Source organism: Pseudomonas sp. B392_1p (genome assembly GCF_052245235.1).
In the GTDB taxonomy this organism is placed as follows: domain Bacteria; phylum Pseudomonadota; class Gammaproteobacteria; order Pseudomonadales; family Pseudomonadaceae; genus Serpens; species Serpens gallinarum.
This window is the reverse complement of the sequence record NZ_JBQPXM010000013.1, coordinates 1-20,963: the sequence shown is the minus strand read 5'-3', so window position 1 is coordinate 20,963 and position 20,963 is coordinate 1. Positions and strand designations below refer to the sequence as shown.

The following is a 20,963-nucleotide window of genomic DNA, read 5'->3' as shown; positions in this document are numbered from 1 at the left end:
CTTGCGCGGCTTACAGCGCCGCCAAGGTGTGGTACTCGTCCTGGGCGTGCTGGTCGGTCATGCCGCTGACAAAGTCCAGCAGCATCCGGCAGCGATGATAGAACTCCCAGAGCGGCCGATCCTGCGCCGGCTCCGGAAGATTCTTGAGGGCTTCGCTGTAGGCCTTGAGCAACTGGCTCGGCAGGCGCCTGGCCAGCATCTGCAGCTGCGGTGAACGCCGGTAGCGCCCTTCCGTCAGAGCGATGAAATCCTGCGGCGCCACGCGCAGCAGCGGCGCATAGAACTCCAGCAGGCCCTGCAGGATGCGATACCCCTGCAAATGCAGGGTTTCCACCTCGCGATGGCAGAAAACCTGCTCCCTGGCCACGTCCTTGAACGTTTGCACAATAGCATTGGCTGGGCTGGCATCTTCCAGCAGCGCGCGGTCGAGGGTGCCGTGAAACACCGGCTCGATATGCGTGATGAACTGCGTGGCCGCATGCTGCACCAGCGGGTGGACCATGTTTACCCGCAGCCAGATGAAGAATTCGCCGGCCTTGTTGATCGGCTCTTTCAGCGCCCGATCCAGGGCGTAGCCCACGCGCTGGCGAAAGGAGCGCTGCCCGAGCATGGGACCGTCCACATCGCCATACTCGGCGAATTTGTCGACCAGCAACTGGGCCAGCTGCTCGACACTGAGGATGCCCTTCTCTACCGAGTCCTCGATATCCGCCAGGCAATAGGCGATATCGTCGGCCGCCTCCATGATGTAGACGGCCGGATGGCGGGTACCGGGCGCCATGCCCAGGGCCTCGTACAGCTCGAGCAGGAAGTTCTCTTCGGACAGGTAGAAACCCGGCTTCTTGCGCAGGTAGGCCCCTGGGCTATCAGCGGTCGGCCTGGCTTCATAGGCGGGGCGTACATACTTGAGCATCGCAGCAATCTGCACATAGGTGAGATTCAAGCGCTGCAGGCGTACCAGCAGGCGGATGGCCTGAGCATTACCTTCGAATTCCTTGAGGTCGCGGCACATGCGCTCGCGCAACAGGGCATCGCCCCGACCCGCCGGGACTGCCGCATCGAACAGCGCATCGAGGTTTCGTTCGCACCATTCGCCGATGGCGAATTCGCCGAAATGACCGAACGGCGGGTTGCCGATGTCATGGCTCAGACAGGCCATTTCCACCAGTGTTTCCAAGGGGCCTTGCAAGTCTTGCAGACCGTAGTCGGCCGCCTTCGCCCCCAACTGCTTGTACAGCGTGCGCACAATGAAACGGCCGGTCTGCTGCACTTCCAGCGAATGCGTCAGCCGACTGCGCACCGCCGCATTGCGCTCCAGTGGAAACACCTGGGTCTTCTGCTGCAGGCGACGTACGGCGGCGCTGTTGATGATCCGCCCACGGTCGCTTTCCAGCTGGTCGATCAGGGCCGCCAGCTCGTCGCCGGGTGCGCCCGCTCCCGCCTTGCCATGGGGCCGGCGGGAGGAAAGCTTGAGCTGGAAATCAACCGTCATTGCAATCCTCACATGGACTCAGGCTTGTACCTGCAGCCCGTCAATCAGCCTTCGGTGCCCCAGGCGCTGGACAGGCTCTGCAGCACGCCGCCCGATACGCCCTGGTTGCCAAAATATTGCAGCAGCAACGGCGAGAACACCTCGACCATGCCGGTGTCCATGCCCAGAGTTGAGAACGCCTGGTCAACACCCGCCTCGGTGCGGGTATTGCTCAGCGCCTTGCTCAGCACCGTTGGGCTGGCCGATTGGCCATTCAGCAGGCCCAGAGCAGACAGTTGTGTCACCGCGTTGCTGCCGGTGAGCTGCTGCAAGCCCGGAACCGCCGTGGCCAATTGGGCGTATTCGTTGGTACTCAGCTTCGATTGCGCCAGCCCCAGCAGGGCGGCGGTGCCACCCAGCGCCTGGGTGGAGGAAGTATTGGTGGAGCCCAGCATGGACAGCAGACCGCTGATGGTCGCACGGGTAGTGCCCGGAGTAGCGGCCGGCATGGATGCGTCAACCGCCGAGGCGATTTGCACGGCATCGTTCATGTTCAGGCCCGACGATGCACAACCAGTCATGGCGAGCATCGCAGTGAGGGTCAGGGAAGACACTGTTTTCATGAAAACCTCTGGAGACGGGAATCACAGTACAGGGGGTGTACCGGCAAGCGCAGATTGGTTGGGGCGAGAGCGAATAAGTTCCGCTGCGGAGAGAGATAAATAGGTCTTCCGACAGCGCGCAAGCCATGCAAACGTTTTGCTCGCAGGCAAAACGGGCCGTTTCACCCCACTTGAACCGTTTCGATCTGACCCTGGATACGTTCCTTGGTGGAGTTCAACCGCTGCTGCAAGGCGATCAGCTCGCGGTGATATTCAGCCTGCTGCTCCAGGTGCCTGGAGCAGACGCTCAGAGCCGCCAGCAGGAATAGCTCGTCGGGGCGCAGTCCCGGACGCTGGCGTTGAATATCCTTGATATGTGTACGCAATAACGCAGCCGAGTCCTCGAGAAGCTGCTGCTTCCCTTCCGGGGCTTTCACGGTGTAGTCGCGGCCGAAGATAGACAGGACCGAAACTGCGTTATCGGGTGTTTTCATGCGCTGGCGATAATCGAACCGCTGTTGGTGGAATGAGTGCTGACCTGATCGCCGGCGGCACGTTGTACCAGGGCTTGCAGGCGCGAAGCGACGGCACCCTGACGTTCCTCCATTTCCAGCATTTGCAGTTGCAGCATTTCGTTTTCATCCTTGATCTGCGCCAGGGCTGCGCTCAATTCGGCCTGATTGGCTTGCAGCTCCTGATTACGCTGCAACAGGTTACCGACGAGCTGCTCCATTTGAACAAGAGTTTCTTCCAACATCATGACATCCACAGGGCATTTCAAAAGACCTCTACGATAATGAAATGCGTGCACGCTTACCAGCGACAAAGCATGGCGGCCATACGCCTGGATCGTACGTTGCTGCAGCGCACGCAACAACAGCGATAATCCCAGACTGCGCGACCTTCGGTCTCGGTCATTGCCGCGCCGCAAGCCGGTCTCACTTAGCAGAACTATCTTCTGGTATGGATAACCCATTCAGGCTGCATCAAACCCTGCAAAGGAGAAGGACCATGTTCCGTGATGAACAGGTAGGCGAGGCCGAATTTCGTGAACGACTAATTGCACTGGGTATCGACATTCCACCCGGCGCCGACGCCGAAGAAGCCTGTACACTGGCGGTACGTGGCTTCGACGATCAACGCGCCCAGGCGTTGCGTCGATTGGTGGAGGACTTACTCGCCAGCAGCGCCACCGTGCATCCGGCCGTACGCAAGGCTATTTCCCGCACACTGTTACCGGCCTTGGTGCCCGCCTGATAAACAGCCCTCGGCATTGTGCCTGGCAACATCCATGGCGGCCGTATAACGTCTGAGACGTACCGGTTGTGTTTTCGGCGCACAGCCCGATCCCCACGCTACGCCGGCGCGTTCGCCGACCGCTAGGGGCTCCAACAAAAACCCCTGTCTGCCATTCAAGCGTGGGGTTGCTAGGGTAAACCGGCAGTACTGTTTCAGCCGCGGACACATGACCCCGACATATAACTCCCGGGGCGCCGTTACATGGACGCCCCCACTCCGGGTATATAATTTACACCCATAACCATGGTTCTTTGTGTAAACCCTGCTTTTATAAACAACGAGTCCTTGTGCACTTTTTGCCGACTCATCACCTCCTTCTGAGAAAATTGGATCAACAGTGACAAAAGACGAACTACGGGCAGAACTCGAGCGCCAAGCCAAGCGCTACAAAGATGAAAACGGCGGTGAAATCATTACTTATGCTGCGCAACCAGAGCCGGAGCGCAAGCCATGGCGAAAAAAAGCCAGCCTGCTGGATCAAGCTTTCCAGCAAGAACTTGAAAAAATCGAAAAAGATCTGACGAAAGCGGCTGAAGAAAAAGGCCTCTAGGGCACCAATTCAGGCACTCGTTACGTGATCGCAGGGCTGCGAACCTTTGGCGTTTATTGGCAACTCAGCCGCAATCTGCACTCTCAGCTACCGCTAGATTGCGCGGTTCATTGTGGGTCATAAACATGCCGCTAGACGGCCTTTCGCATAGCCCGCTAACGTTTCTTGCCTCCCAGCAACGAGCCCATCAATCCGCGCACAATGTGTCGACCCAACTGATTGGCCGCCTGGCGCATCGCACTTTTCATGGTCTTGCCGACCAGATCGCCGAGCACTTCAGCCGCCTTGTCACCTATACCCGCGCCGGCCTCTTTCTCGTCGGTCTTGGGGACCGCACTAGATGTTGCTCGGGCATTGAGCATCTCGTAAGCCGACTCACGGTCGACAGTCTGGTCATAATGCCCGGCCAATGGCGACGTATGCATCAACGCCGCCCGCTCGCCGTCGGTCAGCGGGCCGATGCGTGACTGTGGTGGGGCAATCGCCACGCGCCGCACCATGGCCGGGGTACCGTTCTCTTCCAGCGTGCCGACCAGCGCCTCACCAATTCCCAATTGGGTCAGCGTTGCCAGGGTGTCGATTTGCGGGTTGGGGCGAAAGCCGTCAGCCACCGCACGCAAGCTTTTTTGCTCCCTGGCGGTGAAAGCTCGCAGGCCGTGCTGAATGCGCAAACCCAACTGGGCGAGGATGTCATCGGGTAAATCGCCCGGCGACTGCGTGACGAAATACACCCCTACGCCTTTGGACCGAATCAGCCGAACCACTTGCTCCAAGCGCTCCTGTAACGCCCTTGGCGTGCCGCTGAACAGCACGTGCGCCTCATCGAAAAACAGTGCCAGCACGGGACGATCCGCATCGCCGCGCTCGGGCAGTTGCTCGAACAGTTCGGCGAGCAGCCAGAGCAGGAAGGTCGCATAGACCTTGGGTGCTTCGTGTATCAGGCGACTGGCCTCAAGCAAGTGGATCATGCCCTTGCCCTGCGTCGTGGGGCGCAGGAGATCATCCAATTGCAAGGCAGGTTCGCCGAATAGCGCTTCGGCGCCCTGCTGTTCCAATGTCGCCATCCGGCGCAGCAGCGCCTGGGCTGAAGCCGAGTTGAACAGCGCGGCGTCTTCACCCAAGAGAGCCGGGGTACTTCTCAGGTGGTTGAGCAGCGCCTTGAGATCCTTGAGGTCGAGCAGCAGCAAACCCTCGCGATCCGCCACCTTGAAGGCCGCATATAGCGCCGATTGCTGGCTGTCGGTCAGTTCCAGCAAGTTACCGAGCAACAGCGGGCCCATTTCGCTCAGTGTGGTGCGCAGCGGATGGCCTTTTTCGCCGTCGATGTCCCAGAGCACGACCGGATAACTCTGCGGCTGATGGTTCAACCAGGGCATGGATTCGATGCGCTCGGACACCTTGCCGCTGGGCTGGCCGGCCGCGCCCAGGCCGCACAGGTCGCCCTTAATGTCGGCGGCGAACACCGCCACGCCGGCATCGCTGAAATTTTCCACCAGCCGCTGCAAGGTCACCGTCTTGCCGGTGCCGGTGGCGCCAGCGATAAGACCATGGCGGTTAGCCAGCCGCAGGAGCTGGCTGATCGGTTGGCCCGACGCATCGGCGCCGAGGATCAACACATTCGCATCGTTCATAAGGCATTCCCTGCAAGACAGGCTACGACCGACCCTGCTTTTGACCTTAGCACGTCTTTGCAAGCCGCCTTATGTACGACGTTGATCAGCCGAAACGCATGATTCGTGCACATCAAAAACGCAGAAGCCCCGCACGAGGCGGGGCTTCTGGTACAGCTCAGGGAGCCGGGTCGGCTTACATCATGCCGCCCATGCCACCCATGCCGCCCATGTCCGGCATGGCCGGAGCAGCCTTGTCTTCCGGCAGGTCGGCAACGATCGCCTCGGTGGTGATCATCAGACCGGCAATGGAGGACGCCGCCTGCAGCGCAGTACGGGTCACCTTGGCCGGGTCGAGGATACCCATCTCGATCATGTCGCCGTATTCGCCAGTCGCAGCGTTGTAGCCGTAGTTACCGGAACCCTGCTTGACCTTGTCCAGCACCACGGAGGCTTCGTCGCCGGCGTTGGTGACAATCTGGCGCAGCGGAGCTTCGATGGCGCGACGCAGGATGTTGATACCGGCGTTTTGCTCTTCGTTGATCCCCTTCAGATCGGTAATGGCAGCCAGGGCGCGAACCAGGGCCACACCACCGCCAGGCACCACGCCTTCTTCAACGGCTGCACGGGTTGCGTGCAGGGCGTCTTCAACGCGCGCCTTCTTCTCTTTCATTTCGACTTCGGTGGCCGCACCGACCTTGATCACGGCAACACCGCCGGCCAGCTTGGCCAGACGCTCTTGCAGTTTTTCCTTGTCGTAGTCGGAGGAGGTGTCTTCGACTTGCTTGCGGATCTGAGCCACGCGCGCTTCGATGTCGGCTTGAGCGCCGGCACCGTCGATGATGGTGGTGTTGTCCTTGGACAGAACCACACGCTTGGCGTTACCCAGGTGCTCCAGGGTGGCGCTTTCCAGGCTCAGGCCGACTTCCTCGGAAATCACGGTACCGCCGGTGAGGATGGCGATGTCCTGCAGCATGGCCTTGCGACGATCACCGAAGCCCGGAGCCTTGACGGCTGCGACCTTGACGATACCGCGCATGTTGTTGACCACCAGGGTCGCAAGGGCTTCGCCTTCGACGTCCTCAGCCACGATCAGCAGCGGACGGCCGGACTTGGCCACTGCTTCCAGTACCGGCAGCAGTTCGCGAATGTTGGAGATCTTCTTGTCGACCAGCAGCAGCAGCGGGCCTTCCAGCTCGGCCACCATGGTGTCCGGCTTGTTGATGAAGTAGGGGGACAGGTAGCCACGGTCGAACTGCATGCCTTCGACGACGGACAGTTCGTTGTCCAGGCCCGAGCCTTCTTCAACGGTGATCACGCCTTCTTTACCGACTTTTTCCATGGCTTCGGCAATGATGTTGCCGATGGAATCGTCGGAGTTGGCGGAGATGGTGCCGACCTGGGCGATTGCCTTGGTGTCGGTGCACGGCTTGGCCAGGTTCTTCAGCTCGGCGACGATGGCGATGGTGGCCTTGTCGATGCCGCGCTTGAGGTCCATCGGGTTCAGGCCGGCAGCGACCGACTTCAGGCCTTCAGTGACGATGGACTGAGCCAGAACGGTGGCGGTGGTGGTGCCGTCACCGGCTTGATCGTTGGCGCGGGAAGCGACGTCTTTCACCAGCTGGGCGCCGATGTTTTCGATCTTGTCCTTCAGCTCGATCTCTTTGGCGACGGAAACGCCGTCCTTGGTGATCAGCGGCGCGCCGAAGCTGCGCTCCAGCACTACGTTGCGACCCTTCGGGCCGAGGGTGGCTTTGACCGCGTCAGCCAGGATGTTTACACCGATGAGCAGTTTCTTGCGGGCGGAATCGCCAAATTGTACGTCTTTAGCAGCCATGATTTTTCCTCAAACACTTAAGTGGAACGAGAATTCGTCGGGAATCAGCCTTCGATAACGGCGAGGATTTCGTTCTCGCTCATCACCAGCAGTTCTTCGCCATCAACCTTGATGGCGTTGCTGCCGGAGTACGGGCCAAACACCACTTTGTCGCCGACTTTGACGGCCAGCGGGCGGACTTCACCATTGTCCAGAACGCGACCAGCGCCGACTGCAACGATTTCACCTTGGTTCGGCTTCTCAGCGGCCGAGCCCGGCAGCACGATGCCACCAGCGGTTTTGCTTTCTTCTTCGCTGCGACGGATGACGACGCGGTCATGCAGGGGACGAAGTGCCATTGTCGATCTCTCCCAAGTAGTTGCTTACAGCCGATGAAGTCATCGGCTACTAGTGATTCCGGCGGTGCCGGTTGCGGCGTGCGGTGCGCGCCGCAGAAAACTGCTCTGCCAAGCCGGCAGAAACCTTGCGGTGACAGCTAGATAGGGGCGCTCAAAGGCATTTCAAGGGCAGGTCGTGAAGATTTTTTTGCCGATCCTGCAAACCGGTCACTTATCGTGACGCTTGTATTCGCCTTCGATAACGCTGGGGCGCTGAGGATTCGTGCGCGCAGCCAGATCCTCGGCGAAAGCGCGCTGACGCAGGGCCTGCTCTTCGGCCTTGCGTCGCAGTTTGCGCACCACCAGGCGCCGGGTGAACGGCAGCAGGCACAGCAGCCCGAACAGGTCACTGATGAAACCCGGCAACAGCAGCAGGCCACCGCCTACCGCGATCAGCAGCCCTTCGAGCATTTCCTGCTCGGGCAACTCGCCACGGGCCAGTCGCTCGCGGGCACGCCAGGCGGTGGCGACTCCCGCCACCCGCAGCAGCACCACACCGAGCACACCGGTGGCGATGATCAGCAACAGCACCGGCAGGACGCCGATCACGCTGCCGACCTTGATGATCACGGCCAGCTCGATCAGCGGAAAGAGCAGGAACAAAAGGAAAAAAGCACGCATCAATGTAAGTCTCTTGATGGGGATAAATGTCGTGTTCGACAAGGATTAGATGGCGACGCCAACACGTGAATTCAACGACCCGGCTCCCCATCGGTCGGCCAGCGTTCGGCGCGCGCCAGCTGTACCAAGGCCTGGCGCACCTGCATCGCAGTGTTACAGGATGTTGGAAAGGCCAACCAGAACAGACTGCCTGCGATGCGCAAGTGAAACCCCTCGCTGTCGATGCCGACCATCAGCGCCGGCTCGGATGCCGGCAAACCGGCCAAGGCGACATAATGAGCAATGGCCTCGACGTGATCGGCATTCATGTGCGCGAGCATGGCAGCTTCCGCCTCGCCCGCAAAAGGATTGGCCAGGCTGGCAGCTTCCAGCCAGTGGATGGCGCCAAAGCCGCCGATAAAGCGCCAGCGCACCGGTTCGAGTACCCAGAAGTCGAAATCATGCACGCGGTGGTACTGGCTCGACTGCGGAAAGTAGCGGTAATAGCGCGCCGCGGCGGCGTCGATCTCGGCGCCATCGTGCAGCTTGCGCGCTTCAGCCAGCAACGTCAGCCGGCCGGCCGCCTGCACATCTGCGGCGCCGCGCTCGCCCACCAGCAGCGAACATCTGCCGTCGGCCTGAAGGTTATGGGTGTGCTGGGCGATGCGGCTGATCAGCAGCAAGGGCCGTCCGTCGCCGTCCAGGCAATAAGGCACTACCGAACCGAACGGAAACCCGGGGATTTTCTTCGAATGCGTGGAGAGTACGCCGCGGTATTCCTTGAGCAGCAATTCTCGGGCATTCTGGGCGGCCTTTACGCTCACCTCATGACTCCTCGCGAAGATCCGCTTGAAGCGGACGGGTGCCTAGAGTAGCAGGCTTGGACGAGGTTCTTTCGCAGTACTAAAGGGAACACACCGATGCAACTACAAGACAAAGTCATCATCATTACCGGCGGCGGCCAAGGCCTGGGCCGCGCAATGGGCGAATACCTCGCTGCCAAGGGGGCCAAACTGGCGCTGGTCGATCTCAACCAGGAACGTCTCGACGAAGCCGTCGCCGCCTGCCAGGCCGCTGGCAGCGAAGCCCGTGCGTATATCTGCAACGTCGCCAACGAAGAGCAGGTCGTGAATCTGGTCAATCAGGTCGCCGAGGACTTCGGTGCCATTCATGGCCTGGTCAACAATGCCGGCATCCTACGCGATGGCCTGACCATCAAGGTCAAGGACGGTGAGCTGACCAAACTCAGCCTGGCCCAGTGGCAGTCGGTGATCGACGTCAACCTCACCGGCGTATTCCTGTGCACTCGCGAAGTGGCGGCGAAGATGATCGAGCTGAAGAACCAAGGCGCGATCGTCAACATTTCCTCAATCTCCCGCGCCGGCAACATTGGCCAGGCCAACTACTCGGCCGCCAAGGCCGGCGTGGCCGCCGACACCGTGGTGTGGGCCAAGGAACTGGCGCGTTACGGCATTCGCGTCGCCGGCGTGGCGCCGGGCTTCATCGAGACCGAAATGGTCGCCAGCATGAAACCCGAAGCCCTGGAACGCATGACCGCAGGCATACCGCTCAAGCGCCTCGGCCAACCGAAGGAAATCGCCCACTCGGTGGCCTATATCCTGGAAAACGACTACTACACCGGTCGCATCCTCGAGCTGGACGGCGGCCTGCGCCTGTAACAGCACATCGGGCGCGGTCCACCCTGTTCCGCGCCCGACGCCAGCCATCTGCTGGCGACCCCGTTACGCTCCCTTTCCCCACACGAGATCACCATGACCGCACCCCACGCCACCCTTATCGAAGCCCTCGAACTGGCTGACATGCTTGAAGTCAACGGCTTGCACGCGTTCGACTTCGACCTTTTCGAAGTCGAGGAAGAAGACGATATCGAGGTGGAGATCACCTGCCTGGAAGGCTCGCAGCGGCATGTCTGGGAATTCAGCCATGAAGAACTGCTGGCCGCGCGCTTTGATGCCGAAGCGGATGTCTGGGTGCTGCACAGCCGCGGCGAAGAGATTCGCGTGCGCTGCCTGGAAGCCTTTGTCGGCGAAGACGATATTTGATTCTGCCGATCTGCCGATTCGGCAGGACGGCCTCGCCTGGAGACCACCCGCCGTGTGCGGCTGAAACTCCGCCGGCGGGGTTGCTCGATCAGCTTTTTCTGTCCAGCCCACCCGCCAGCCGCGCGCGGCACCGCCCTACAGCGGTGCGCCGCGAATAACCGCTGAACGTCAAAAGCGCAACGAAAGCGCCAGGGTCGACGAAGTGGCGGTGACCTCGGAGCGGCGCGCACCCGCCGCCCACATCAGGCCACTGTCCTCGATGGCATCAGCGTAGTCATCGGCGCTGCGCAGGTTGATGGTGTAATCCAGAGACACCTGCGCCCAGTTGTAGCCAAAACCCAGCCCCACTTGTGCCCCGCTGAAATCCATTGAATCGCCACCACCATCATATTCAAGGGTTTCGCTGAACCCACCCAGGGCGAGGTAATACTTGAAGCCTTCGCGATTCAGGTTGCCGCCCAGCAGCAGTTGAACGTCATACCCTGTCACTTCCAGATCGTCATCCACATCCCAGCTCGCGCCATAAATGCTGCCGCGTAACGCCACGTGCTCGTTGAGGGCTGCGGTGCCGAAGATCGAGCCGCCGGTGAAATCCAAGGTTGCCACATTGGTAGCGTCCACATCGATCCAGTAGAACGAGCCACCCACCGAGAAATTCTTTTCTTCTGCGGCCTGCGCAATGCCGGTCATGAGAGCCAAAGCGCCCACCAGTCCGAGAGCTGCTGCTTTTTTCATCATCATTCCTTGAGTACTGAAAGATCCTGGCGGCCAGCCCGCACCCGATGCACGGCCCTCCGCCAGACTCCCAGACTTATAACGGCTCATAGCCATCACCTCAATCAATGAGGATGGCGAAACCAACAGGGCCGCACGGAATGTGACCGGACCAACATTGCAGCAGCTCATGCCAAAAGCCATGCTCTTGCAACCGCCCATCCACCGAGGCCGATCATGAACCTGTACGAGCGCTACCTCCTGCCCCGCCTGATCGACTTAGCCTGCGGAATGGGTGAGATCATGAAGATTCGCGCCCAGGTGGTGCCTCAGGCCAGCGGCAACGTCCTGGAAATCGGTATCGGCACGGGCTTGAACCTGGGTTTTTACGACCCGGCACGGGTCAGCCGAATTGTCGGCGTCGATCCGGCGGCGCAGATGCAGCTGCTAGCCCGGCAGCGGGCCGAGAAAATCGCCATCCCGGTGGAAACCGTGGCCCTGGAGCTTGGCGCGATTCAGGCACCCACGGCGCATTTCGACAGCATCGTCTGCACCTTCACCCTGTGCACCATTCCTGACGCAGCCGCTGCGTTGCAGGAAATGCGCCGCGTGCTCAAGCCCGGCGGTCGCCTGTTATTTGCCGAGCACGGCCTGGCCCCCGATGCAGGGGTGGCACGCTGGCAGCACCGGCTGACGCCGGCCTGGAAACCGCTGGCCGGTGGCTGTCACCTGAATAGGGATATTGTCCGGCTGATCGGCGCCGGCGGCTTTACCGTTCGCGACCTGCAAAGCAGCTACCTGAAAGGTCCACGGCCGATGACCTATGTGTATCGCGGCTGGGCGGATTAATCGCATCCTCGAGCGGTTTACGCCCCGCGTAAGTTCAACGGGTCTACTAATCCGGCCGCGATGGCCATGCCCACTAGCGCCGGCAGGGTATCGGCCTGCATGCGCTTCATTACCCGCGAGCGGTAGAGGTCGACTGTTTTCACGCTGATGTCCAGCTGCTCGGCGACTTCACGATTGGTATAGCCGCGTACCAGCGGCAACAGCACGTCGCGCTCGCGGGGAGTGAGGCTGTCCAGACGCGCCTGCACCTCGTCCAGGCCCGGATAGGCAACAGGCGGCGCTACGCTGGTCAGACGGTTGAGCGCCTGCTGCACGCTGTCCAGCAGCAGCTGCTCGTTGTAGGGTTTTTCGATAAAGTCCACCGCGCCCGCGCGGAACGCGCGCACCACGATGGGCACATCGGCATGGCCGCTGACGAAGATCACCGGCAGCGTGAGACCACGCTGGCGCATGGCGTCCTGAATATTCAGGCCGCCCATACCTGGCATGCGCACATCCAGCAACACGCACGCGGCACGATCCGGCTCGCAGGCCGCCAGGAAATCCTGGCCATTGGTAAACGCCAATGCCTTGAGGCCCACCGACTCCAGCAGCCAGACGGTGGAGTCGAGCATGCCCTGATCGTCGTCCACCACATACACCAGTTGTTCCTGAGGGCTCATTCTCGCGTCCTTTTCTTGTTATCGATCATTTGCCGCCCATTATCGCTTGAAAGCTCAGCTGTCACTCTCCAAACGAGTCGCCTCGCGCAGCGGCAGACGGCATTCCAGGCGCAACCCGCCGTTCGCTTCGGGATACGCGTCCAGGGCACCGCCGAAACCTTCGACGATGCTGCGACTCATCGATAATCCCAGGCCCAGCCCCTCGACCTTGCTGGTGTAGAACGGCGTGAACATCTGCGCGAGAATCGCGGCGCTGGCACCCGGCCCCTGGTCACTGACACCGATGCGCAGTTCTCCGTCATGCTGCCGCGTTTCCAGCACGATCCGTGACGACGCAGCGGGGTGCGCTTCGCGGTTGGCATCAATGGCGTTGCGCAGCAAGTTGAGCAGTACCTGCTCGATCAATACCGGATCGGCGTAGACCGGCGGCAGATTGTCCGCCAGTTGCTCGTCAATCGTCACCTGCGCCTGGCTCGCTTCCCAGGCGCACAGGCGCACCGCCTCGCGGGCCACCTGGGCCACGTCGAGCGCCTGCATGCGGCGCTGGCCTTTGCGCAGGAAGGCGCGCAGGCGCTTGATCACTTGCGCGGCGTGATTGGCATGCTCGGTGATGCGCTCCAGCCCCTGGCCGATGCGCTCGGGAGCCTGGGGGTTGCTGGCAAGGCTGTGTAAATAACGCTGACTGGCGCTGGCGTAATTGACCACCGCCGCCAGCGGTTGGTTGATCTCGTGGGCGATGCCTGACGCCAGCTCGCCGAGGGTAACCAGCCGCGCGGTGTGCGCCAGTTCGTCCTGGTGGCGGCGCAGCTGGGCCTCGCGCAATTCACGTTCGGTCATGTCGCGGGCGACCAGCGAATAATAACGCTCACCGCCGGCCAGGTTGTGGGCCAGCAGCACCAGCGAAACTGGCAAGGAAGTCTTTCCACCCTGAGGCTGCAGACGTACCTCGCCGCTCCACACGCCCTCGCGCTCGGCCGTAGCGCGCCCCTCGTTGCGCAGTCGGTCCAGGTCCGCGGCATCGAGCAGAGCGCTCAGCTCGGGTACCGTGCCCTCCTCGATCTGCAACGCCAGGCGCGCCGCCGGATTGAGGTAGGCGATGCTGCCCTCGGCCTGGATGAACAGCACCAGGTCGGTGTTCACCTCCACCACCTCGGCCAGGCGCCGGCGGTTCTCCTCGGCCTGCACCCGCGCCGTGACATCACGCGACACGCTGACCACCTCGACCACCGCGCCGGTGTAGGTCTCGCGGATCGCCCGGCAGGCGGTTTCGAACCACAGGTAACGGCCATCGCGATGGCGGATGCGGAAGGTCATGGTGTGATAGCCGTCCTGCTCCAGGGCATCCCGGGCGCGCTGCACCAACTGGGCAATATCCTGGCTGTGGAACAGGTCGTGGGCCAAGGTGCCGCGCAGCTCCTCCGGCCAGTAGCCGAGCAAGGTCCAGCTGGCCGGCGAAGCGTCCAGAAAACGCCCGTCTGGGGTGTGTCGGGAAATCAGGTCGGTGGTGTTTTCGGTGATCAACCGGTACAGCCGGCGCGCCTGGGTGGCATCGCGATTGGCCTGCACCTCGGCGGTGGCTTCCCGGCAACGCACCAGCACGCGCTGTTCGGCCGGCTCGGGAATATAGGTCCAGACCAGAATGCGCGTGGCAGTCTGCACCTCAACGTTTTCAATCGCGCGCTGCTGGGCCAGGCTGGCACGCACCAGATGCGGATGGTTGACCGGCAGCAGCCGCGTCATTTCGGACAGTGACACCTCGCCGAGCAACGTGGCCAAGGCGGGATTGAACTCCAGCGGCCGCGCGGCGGCATCCACCAGCAAGGCGGGCTGCGGATCACTGCCCAACAATGGCGTGCTGCGCGGCAGGTTGCCCGACAATGGCAACAGCGCAGGCAACAACGCCAGGACGCCGTCGAGCCCATCCAGCGGCACGCCCTCACGCAACGCCACCAATAGCACGCCCGATTGTCCGGCCTGCAGCGGCAAGGCCACGGCGCGGCCATACTCCACGCCAGCCCGGCGCAAACGACCGGCCAGCCAACAGGGCACCTGTCGCAGCGCTGCCAGGGACAACAACGGCTCGCTCTGCATGCGGTCAAAGAGCACTTGATCGCTGGCTTGCAACGGGTCGCCCTGCCCCGGCGGCAACTGCCCGGCTTGACCCTCATGGGCATAGGTGCGGGTGCGCGGCTGCCAGCTCAGGTACCAGGCCTCCTGAACCTGCGGGCACGTCATCAGGAAGCGGCACAGTCCATCGGCGCATTCCGCCAGGGGGCGCAGCTCACGCAGCAGCCGTGTCAGCACCTGTACCTGTAGCGCCTGCTCGCCGAACCCAGCCATGTCGCTGCCCCTAACTAGTAGTTTTACTATAAAACTATGGTTTATATACCAATGATTCCGTTACTAACCTATAACTTGGCCCACAGCTCTTACCGCCAAACACCATAGCGCTCGGAAGATACCCAAATAACCAGAGCTAACAATCAGCCACAGGTAGAATCATGTCCATTTTCGAACAGGGCCTGTCCCGCTCCAGCGTCAACCACATCGCCCTTTCGCCACTGAGCTTCATCGAGCGTACCGCTGCGGTGTACCCGAATTACCCGGCGGTGGTACATGGCTCGATCCGTCGCACCTGGGCTGAAACCTACGCCCGTTGCCGGCGCCTGGCCTCAGCCCTGGCCGGCCGCGGCATCAAGAAGGGCGACACCGTGGCGGTGATGCTGCCCAATATCCCGGCGATGCTCGAAGCTCACTTTGGCGTGCCAATGATTGGCGCGGTGCTCAATACCCTGAACGTGCGCCTGGACGCCGAGGCCATTGCCTTCATGCTGCAGCATGGCGAAGCCAAGGCGCTGATCACCGACCGTGAGTTCTACGACGTGATCCACTCCGCCGTGGGCATGCTCGGTTATCCGATTCTGGTGATCGACGTCGACGACCCCGAATACGGCGAAGGCCAGGCGGCCAGCGATCTGGACTACGAAGCCTTACTCGCCGAAGGCGACCCGGAGTTCGCCTGGTCGTGGCCGGAGGATGAATGGCAGGCCATCAGCCTCAACTACACCTCAGGCACCACCGGCAACCCCAAGGGTGTGGTGTACCACCACAGGGGCGCCTACCTGAACGCCCTCGGCAACCAGATGACCTGGTCGATGGGCCAGCAACCGGTGTACCTGTGGACCCTGCCGATGTTCCACTGCAACGGCTGGTGCTACCCCTGGACCGTGACCGCGCTGGCCGGCGTGCATGTGTTCCTGCGCCGTGTCGACCCGCAGAAGATCCTCACCCTGATCCGCGACGAGCAGGTGACCCACATGTGCGGCGCGCCCATCGTGCTCAATGCACTGGTCAACATGCCGCCGGAAGCCAAGGCAGCCATCGACCATCCAGTGCACGCCATGGTCGCCGGCGCCGCGCCGCCGGCCAAGGTAATCGGCGCGGTGGAGGAAATGGGCATCAAGGTCACCCACGTCTACGGCCTGACCGAGGTCTACGGCCCGGTCACCGTGTGTGCCTGGCACGACGAGTGGGATGAACTCAGCCTTGATGAACGGGCGCGCATAAAAGCCCGCCAGGGCGTGCGCTACCCGACCCTGGAAGGCGTGATGGTCGGCGATCCGAAAACCATGGAACCGACACCCCGCGACGGCGAGACCATCGGTGAAATCTTCATGCGCGGAAACACCGTGATGAAGGGCTACCTGAAAAACCCCAGCGCCACCGAGGAAGCTTTTGCCGGCGGCTGGTTCCACACCGGCGACCTGGCGGTCTGCCACCCGGATGGTTATGTAGAGATCAAGGATCGCCTCAAGGACATCATCATTTCCGGCGGCGAGAACATCTCCACTATTGAAGTGGAAGGCGTGCTCTACCGTCACCAGGGCGTGCTGGAGGCTGCGGTAGTCGCCCGCCCGGATGAGCGATGGGGCGAAACCCCTTGCGCCTTCATCACCCTCAAGGCCGACCATCAGGACGTCTGTGAGGCCGACATCATCGCGTTCTGCCGCGAGCACCTGGCCGCCTTCAAGGTGCCCAAGACCGTGGTGTTCACCCAGTTGCCGAAAACCAGCACCGGCAAGATCCAGAAGTACGTGCTGCGCGACATGGCCAAGGCCTTGTAACCCCGCCGTACGCTGGGTTCCCCGTTGTCCCGGCCGGTTTCATCCGTTTCCACAACAACAATCACAGGCACCGCGAGTGCCGACGGAGTCACTATGCAAATTTACAAGCGCAAAGACGGCGACGAGCAGCCGTTCTGGAAAGCCGGTCCGTTCAAGGTGCGTCTACCGTTCGTGCATTACCGCTGGGAAACCGCGGAAATGCTCCAGGCCCTGATCATGTTCGTGGTGAGCCTGGGCATGATTCCGTTGCTGATGAAATACCTTGGCCTGCCCTATGACGTAGCGCTGGCCTATGTGGTGGTGTGCGGCATCGGCTTCATGCTGCCGGCGCTGCTCGGCGTGCCGTTCGTGCCGGGCTGGATCACTCCCGGCATTCCCGTGGTGCTGCTGTTCCTGGGCGACTTCGAGCCCGGCCCTCAGGCCATCCAGGCGCTGTTCGCCCTGCAATTTCTGGTCTTCGTGATATTTCTGATCCTGGGCATTACCCGACTGGGCAGTGTGCTGGTGCGCCTGATTCCCAACTCCATGAAGGGCGGCATCATTATCGGTGCCGGTATTGCCGCACTGATCGGCGAGATCGACGCCGGCGGGCGCTTGGCCAACACGCCCATCTCGTTGGTGCTGGGCAGCCTGATCTGCCTGTACCTGATGTTCTCCGTCTCCTTCAAAAGCCTTACCGAGCGGGTTCCACTGGCGCGCAAGATCGTCAACTACGGCATGGTGCCAGGTATGCTGATCGCTATCTTCATCGGCATCGGCGTGGGCGAATACGCCATGCCCGACGTGAAATTCGGCATTACCGCACCGGCCTTCGGCGAGATGTGGAACTACCTGCCCTTCACGGTCGGCTTCCCAGGCCTGGACGTGTTCCTGCTGGCCGTACCGACCGCCGTCATCGCCTACATCATTGCGTTCGGCGACATCATTGTCGGTCAGTCGCTGATGCAGCGCGCCGATGAGCTGCGCACCGACGAGAAGATCGACAACAACGTCGATCGCGTTCACTTGGTGACCGCCATCCGCAACGCCCTGCACGCCTTCTTCGCCCCTTACCCAGGCCTGGCCGGCCCGCTGTGGACCGCAGTAGCCGCGACCATGGCCGAACGCTACAAGTACGGTCGCAAGGCCATGGACTCGATCTACAGCGGTGCTGGCACCTTCTGGATCACTGGCTTCATCGCCCTGTTCATGTTGCCGCTGGTGAGTTTCTTCCAGCCGGTGCTGCCAATCGCCCTGTCGCTGACGCTGATCCTCACCGGTTATATCTGCCTGATGGTCGGTTTCGAGCAGTTGGGCAACAACACCGAGCGTGGCATCGCCGGCACCATGGGCGTGGTGCTTGCGGTCTATGGTGCAGGCTGGGGCCTGGCCGCCGGCGCCGCGCTGTACATCCTGGTAGAGCGCACTCACATACTGAAATTCACCACCGCGAAAGACGCTGTCAGCCGCGCGCCGGAAGCCGACTGACCCACAGGACCACCCGTAGCGGCGGTTCTTTATTCAGCACGGCGCCGGGCCTCCACTCCGGCGCCCCTCACGAGGTGTCCCATGCCTGATTTCAATGCCCCCCTGCGCGACATGCGCTTTGTCCTGCATGAGGTCCTTCAGGCCCCCGCCCTGTGGGCGCGCTTGCCGGCCTTGGCGGAAACGGTGGATGCCGACACCGCCGACGCCATCCTCGAAGAAGCGGCCAAAGTCACCGGGCAGTTGATCGCGCCGCTCAACCGCAGTGGCGACGAGGAAGGCGCGCAGTGGCAGACCGGCGAGGTGCGCACACCGGCCGGCTTCAAGGAGGCTTACGCCACCTACATTCAGGGCGGCTGGGTCGGGTTGTCTGGCAACCCGGACCAGGGCGGCATGGGCATGCCCAAGATGCTCGCCGTGCAAGTCGAAGAAATGCTCTATGCGGCCAACTCCAGCTTCGCGCTGTATTCGGCGCTGACCTCAGGCGCCTGCCTGGCCATCGACGCCCACGCCAGCGAAGAACTCAAGAACACCTACCTGCCGCCCCTGTACGAAGGGCGCTGGGCCGGCTCCATGTGCCTGACCGAAGCTCACGCCGGCACCGACCTGGGCCTGATCCGCACCCGCGCCGAGCCGCAGGCCGATGGCAGCTATGCGATCAGTGGCAGCAAGATCTTCATCACCGGCGGCGAGCAGGACCTTACCGAGAACATCATCCACCTGGTACTGGCCAAGTTGCCGGATGCACCGGCCGGTCCCAAGGGCATTTCGCTGTTCCTGGTCCCCAAGTTTCTCGTCAACGCCGACGGTTCTGTGGGTGCGCGCAACCCAGTGCACTGCGGCTCCATCGAACACAAGATGGGCATCAAGGCCTCGGCCACCTGCGTGATGAACTTTGATGGCGCCCACGGCTGGCTGATCGGCGAGGCCAATCGCGGCCTGGCGGCGATGTTCACCATGATGAATTACGAACGCCTGTCCATTGGCATTCAGGGCATCGGCTGCGCTGAAGCCTCGTACCAGAACGCGGTGAGCTATGCCCGCGAACGCGCGCAGAGCCGCTCGCCCAGCGGCCCGCAGGCACAGGACAAACTGGCCGACCCGATCATCGTTCACCCCGACGTGCGGCGTATGCTGCTGAGCATGAAAGCCATGACCGAGGGCGGCCGCGCCTTCGCCGGCTATGTCGGCCAGCAACTGGACCTGGCCAAGTTCAGCGACGACGCTGAGGAGCGAGCCACCGCCGAAGCGCTGGTCGCTCTGCTCACCCCGGTGGCCAAGGCATTCTTCACCGACACCGGGCTGGACAGCTGCATCCACGGCCAACAGGTGTTCGGCGGGCACGGCTATATCCGCGAATGGGGCCAGGAACAACTGGTGCGCGACGTGCGCATCGCGCAAATTTACGAAGGCACCAACGGTATCCAGGCCCTCGACCTGCTCGGTCGCAAGGTGGTGGCCAATGGCGGCGCCAGCCTACGCGTCTTCACCGGCGCCATGCGTGCCTTCGCCAGCCAGCCGGATGCGCCCTATGCACGCGAGCTGCTGGACGCCGCGCAACGCCTGGAAAACCTCAGCCAGTGGCTGATCGAACAGAGCGCCCGCCAGCCCCATGAAATCGGCGCCGCCTCGGTGGAATACCTGCACCTGTTCGGGTACACCGCCTACGCCTGGATGTGGGCGCGCATGGCCCAGGTCGCCCAACGCCAGCTCGCCACAGACGAAGCGTTCTACGGCGCCAAGCTGGCCACCGCCGAGTTTTTCTTTCGCCGATTGTTGCCGCGCACCCTGGGCCTCGATGCCTGCATCCGCGCCGGCAGCGAGTCCCTGTACGGATTGAGTGAGGGGCAGTTTTGACCCGCCGCTTTGAGGTAGCTTTAACCTCCAGCGTGACGCTGCTCACCCTATGGGCCCGATCCGCCTTACCAAACGATCAAGCATTTTGAGTTGAGCGTATTGCGCGGCACACTGCCTGCAGCTGCCGCGCTTTTTTATTCGTAGTCGTGGGCCAGACCATGCGGAGCCTGTAATCGTGGTGTGCCTGCCCTCAGGAGAAGAACCATGCAAGACGTCGTCATCGTTGCCGCCACCCGCACCGCGATTGGCAGTTTTCAGGGCGCCCTGGCCTCAGTGCCCGCTGTTGATTTAGGCGCCGCCGTGATCCAGCGCCTGCTGGAGCAGACCGGCGTACCAGGTGCGCAGGTCAATGACGTGATCCTCGGCCATGTGCTTACCGCCGGCGCCGGGCAGAACACCGCACGCCAGGCGGCGATCAAGGCCGGTTTGCCCCACAGCGTGCCGGCGCTGACCCTCAACAAGGTCTGCGGCTCGGGCCTTAAGGCCGTGCAACTGGCCGCCCAGGCGATTCGCTGCGGCGACGCCGAGGTGGTGATCGCCGGCGGCATGGAGAATATGAGCCAGGCGGCCTATGTCATGCCCGGTGCGCGCACCGGCCTGCGCATGGGACATGGCAAGGTTATCGACACCATGATCCAGGACGGGTTGTGGGACGCCTTCAACGACTACCACATGGGCATCACCGCCGAGAACCTGGTGGAGAAATACGGCCTGTCCCGCGCGGAGCAGGACGCCTTCGCCGCCGCCTCGCAGCACAAGGCTGCCGCCGCCATCGAGGCCGGGCGCTTTGCCGACGAGATCACGCCTATTCTGGTGCCCCAGCGCAAGGGCGAACCGCTGGCTTTTGTCCTCGACGAGCAGCCGCGCGCCGGTACCACCGCCGA

21 protein-coding genes are annotated in these 20,963 nt (G+C 62.2%); 9 read left to right on the top strand and 12 right to left on the bottom strand.

Annotated features, from left to right (window positions below; all coding sequences use genetic code 11):
- Positions 1-10: 10 nt before the first annotated feature.
- From dgt to ACTV8E_RS16945, 4 genes are all read right to left on the bottom strand, one after another.
- Positions 11-1,492, bottom strand: a complete 1,482-nt coding sequence (gene dgt / locus ACTV8E_RS16960) for a dGTPase (protein WP_443200265.1) — start codon at positions 1,490-1,492, stop codon at positions 11-13.
- Positions 1,493-1,536: 44 nt separating this feature from the next.
- The gene (locus tag ACTV8E_RS16955) at positions 1,537-2,094 is read right to left on the bottom strand and encodes a DUF2780 domain-containing protein (protein ID WP_251836534.1); all 558 of its coding nucleotides are present in this window, start codon (positions 2,092-2,094) and stop codon (positions 1,537-1,539) included.
- Positions 2,095-2,255: 161 nt separating this feature from the next.
- Positions 2,256-2,567 carry a cell division protein ZapA gene (locus ACTV8E_RS16950; protein WP_251836533.1) on the bottom strand — a complete coding sequence of 104 codons (312 nt, stop codon included), beginning with the start codon at positions 2,565-2,567 and terminating at the stop codon, positions 2,256-2,258.
- The gene (locus ACTV8E_RS16945) at positions 2,564-2,950 is read right to left on the bottom strand and encodes a hypothetical protein (RefSeq protein WP_443200264.1); all 387 of its coding nucleotides are present in this window, start codon (positions 2,948-2,950) and stop codon (positions 2,564-2,566) included. The genes ACTV8E_RS16950 and ACTV8E_RS16945 overlap by 4 nt, the downstream gene beginning before the upstream one ends.
- Positions 2,951-3,084: 134 nt before the next feature.
- Here ACTV8E_RS16945 and ACTV8E_RS16940 point away from each other — a divergent pair, with 134 nt between their 5' ends.
- Together ACTV8E_RS16940 and ACTV8E_RS16935 are read left to right on the top strand one after the other, a co-directional pair.
- Complete coding sequence (locus ACTV8E_RS16940) at positions 3,085-3,330, top strand: hypothetical protein (protein WP_251836532.1); 246 nt, start codon at positions 3,085-3,087, stop codon at positions 3,328-3,330.
- Between the two features lie 379 nt (positions 3,331-3,709).
- Positions 3,710-3,922 carry a hypothetical protein gene (locus ACTV8E_RS16935; protein ID WP_251836531.1) on the top strand — a complete coding sequence of 71 codons (213 nt, stop codon included), beginning with the start codon at positions 3,710-3,712 and terminating at the stop codon, positions 3,920-3,922.
- 155 nt (positions 3,923-4,077) lie between these two features.
- Here the strand turns inward: ACTV8E_RS16935 and ACTV8E_RS16930 are convergent, their stop codons facing one another.
- The 5 genes from ACTV8E_RS16930 to ACTV8E_RS16910 form a co-directional block, all read right to left on the bottom strand.
- Positions 4,078-5,553: a helicase HerA-like domain-containing protein gene (locus tag ACTV8E_RS16930; RefSeq protein ID WP_443200263.1), complete on the bottom strand. Its 1,476-nt coding sequence runs from the start codon at positions 5,551-5,553 to the stop codon at positions 4,078-4,080.
- A gap of 175 nt (positions 5,554-5,728) precedes the next feature.
- Positions 5,729-7,369: a chaperonin GroEL gene (groL, locus tag ACTV8E_RS16925; protein ID WP_273535982.1), complete on the bottom strand. Its 1,641-nt coding sequence runs from the start codon at positions 7,367-7,369 to the stop codon at positions 5,729-5,731.
- A gap of 44 nt (positions 7,370-7,413) precedes the next feature.
- Complete coding sequence (locus ACTV8E_RS16920; RefSeq protein WP_251836528.1) at positions 7,414-7,707, bottom strand: co-chaperone GroES; 294 nt, start codon at positions 7,705-7,707, stop codon at positions 7,414-7,416.
- A 207-nt stretch (positions 7,708-7,914) separates the two neighbouring features.
- Positions 7,915-8,367: an FxsA family protein gene (locus ACTV8E_RS16915; protein WP_273535983.1), complete on the bottom strand. Its 453-nt coding sequence runs from the start codon at positions 8,365-8,367 to the stop codon at positions 7,915-7,917.
- A gap of 71 nt (positions 8,368-8,438) precedes the next feature.
- Positions 8,439-9,170 carry a HugZ family pyridoxamine 5'-phosphate oxidase gene (locus tag ACTV8E_RS16910; protein WP_443200262.1) on the bottom strand — a complete coding sequence of 244 codons (732 nt, stop codon included), beginning with the start codon at positions 9,168-9,170 and terminating at the stop codon, positions 8,439-8,441.
- Positions 9,171-9,266: 96 nt separating this feature from the next.
- Between ACTV8E_RS16910 and ACTV8E_RS16905 the strand changes: the two genes are divergently transcribed.
- Together ACTV8E_RS16905 and ACTV8E_RS16900 are read left to right on the top strand one after the other, a co-directional pair.
- Positions 9,267-10,025, top strand: coding sequence for an SDR family oxidoreductase (locus ACTV8E_RS16905; protein WP_273535986.1), 759 nt, complete (start codon positions 9,267-9,269; stop codon positions 10,023-10,025).
- Positions 10,026-10,118: 93 nt separating this feature from the next.
- Positions 10,119-10,409 (top strand): DUF5629 family protein, encoded by a 291-nt coding sequence (locus tag ACTV8E_RS16900; RefSeq protein ID WP_443200261.1) that lies wholly within the window; start codon positions 10,119-10,121, stop codon positions 10,407-10,409.
- Positions 10,410-10,577: 168 nt separating this feature from the next.
- On the opposite strand, the gene ACTV8E_RS16895 is transcribed toward ACTV8E_RS16900, so the two are convergent.
- Positions 10,578-11,234, bottom strand: a complete 657-nt coding sequence (locus tag ACTV8E_RS16895) for an outer membrane beta-barrel protein (protein WP_443200260.1) — start codon at positions 11,232-11,234, stop codon at positions 10,578-10,580.
- A gap of 126 nt (positions 11,235-11,360) precedes the next feature.
- Here ACTV8E_RS16895 and ACTV8E_RS16890 point away from each other — a divergent pair, with 126 nt between their 5' ends.
- Positions 11,361-11,972, top strand: coding sequence for a class I SAM-dependent methyltransferase (locus ACTV8E_RS16890; protein ID WP_443200259.1), 612 nt, complete (start codon positions 11,361-11,363; stop codon positions 11,970-11,972).
- 17 nt (positions 11,973-11,989) lie between these two features.
- Here ACTV8E_RS16890 and ACTV8E_RS16885 read toward each other — a convergent pair whose 3' ends face one another.
- Both ACTV8E_RS16885 and ACTV8E_RS16880 read right to left on the bottom strand, forming a co-directional pair.
- Positions 11,990-12,634 (bottom strand): response regulator transcription factor, encoded by a 645-nt coding sequence (locus ACTV8E_RS16885; protein WP_273535990.1) that lies wholly within the window; start codon positions 12,632-12,634, stop codon positions 11,990-11,992.
- A 54-nt stretch (positions 12,635-12,688) separates the two neighbouring features.
- Positions 12,689-14,974: a PAS domain-containing sensor histidine kinase gene (locus ACTV8E_RS16880; protein ID WP_443200258.1), complete on the bottom strand. Its 2,286-nt coding sequence runs from the start codon at positions 14,972-14,974 to the stop codon at positions 12,689-12,691.
- 161 nt (positions 14,975-15,135) lie between these two features.
- Between ACTV8E_RS16880 and ACTV8E_RS16875 the strand changes: the two genes are divergently transcribed.
- The 4 genes from ACTV8E_RS16875 to ACTV8E_RS16860 all read left to right on the top strand — a co-directional run.
- Positions 15,136-16,758, top strand: a complete 1,623-nt coding sequence (locus ACTV8E_RS16875; protein ID WP_443200257.1) for an acyl-CoA synthetase — start codon at positions 15,136-15,138, stop codon at positions 16,756-16,758.
- A gap of 93 nt (positions 16,759-16,851) precedes the next feature.
- Complete coding sequence (locus tag ACTV8E_RS16870; protein WP_251836518.1) at positions 16,852-18,225, top strand: solute carrier family 23 protein; 1,374 nt, start codon at positions 16,852-16,854, stop codon at positions 18,223-18,225.
- 81 nt (positions 18,226-18,306) lie between these two features.
- Positions 18,307-20,079, top strand: a complete 1,773-nt coding sequence (locus ACTV8E_RS16865; RefSeq protein ID WP_443200256.1) for an acyl-CoA dehydrogenase C-terminal domain-containing protein — start codon at positions 18,307-18,309, stop codon at positions 20,077-20,079.
- A gap of 204 nt (positions 20,080-20,283) precedes the next feature.
- A partial coding sequence (locus ACTV8E_RS16860) for a thiolase family protein (protein ID WP_443200255.1) occupies positions 20,284-20,963 on the top strand: 680 nt, incomplete at its 3' end.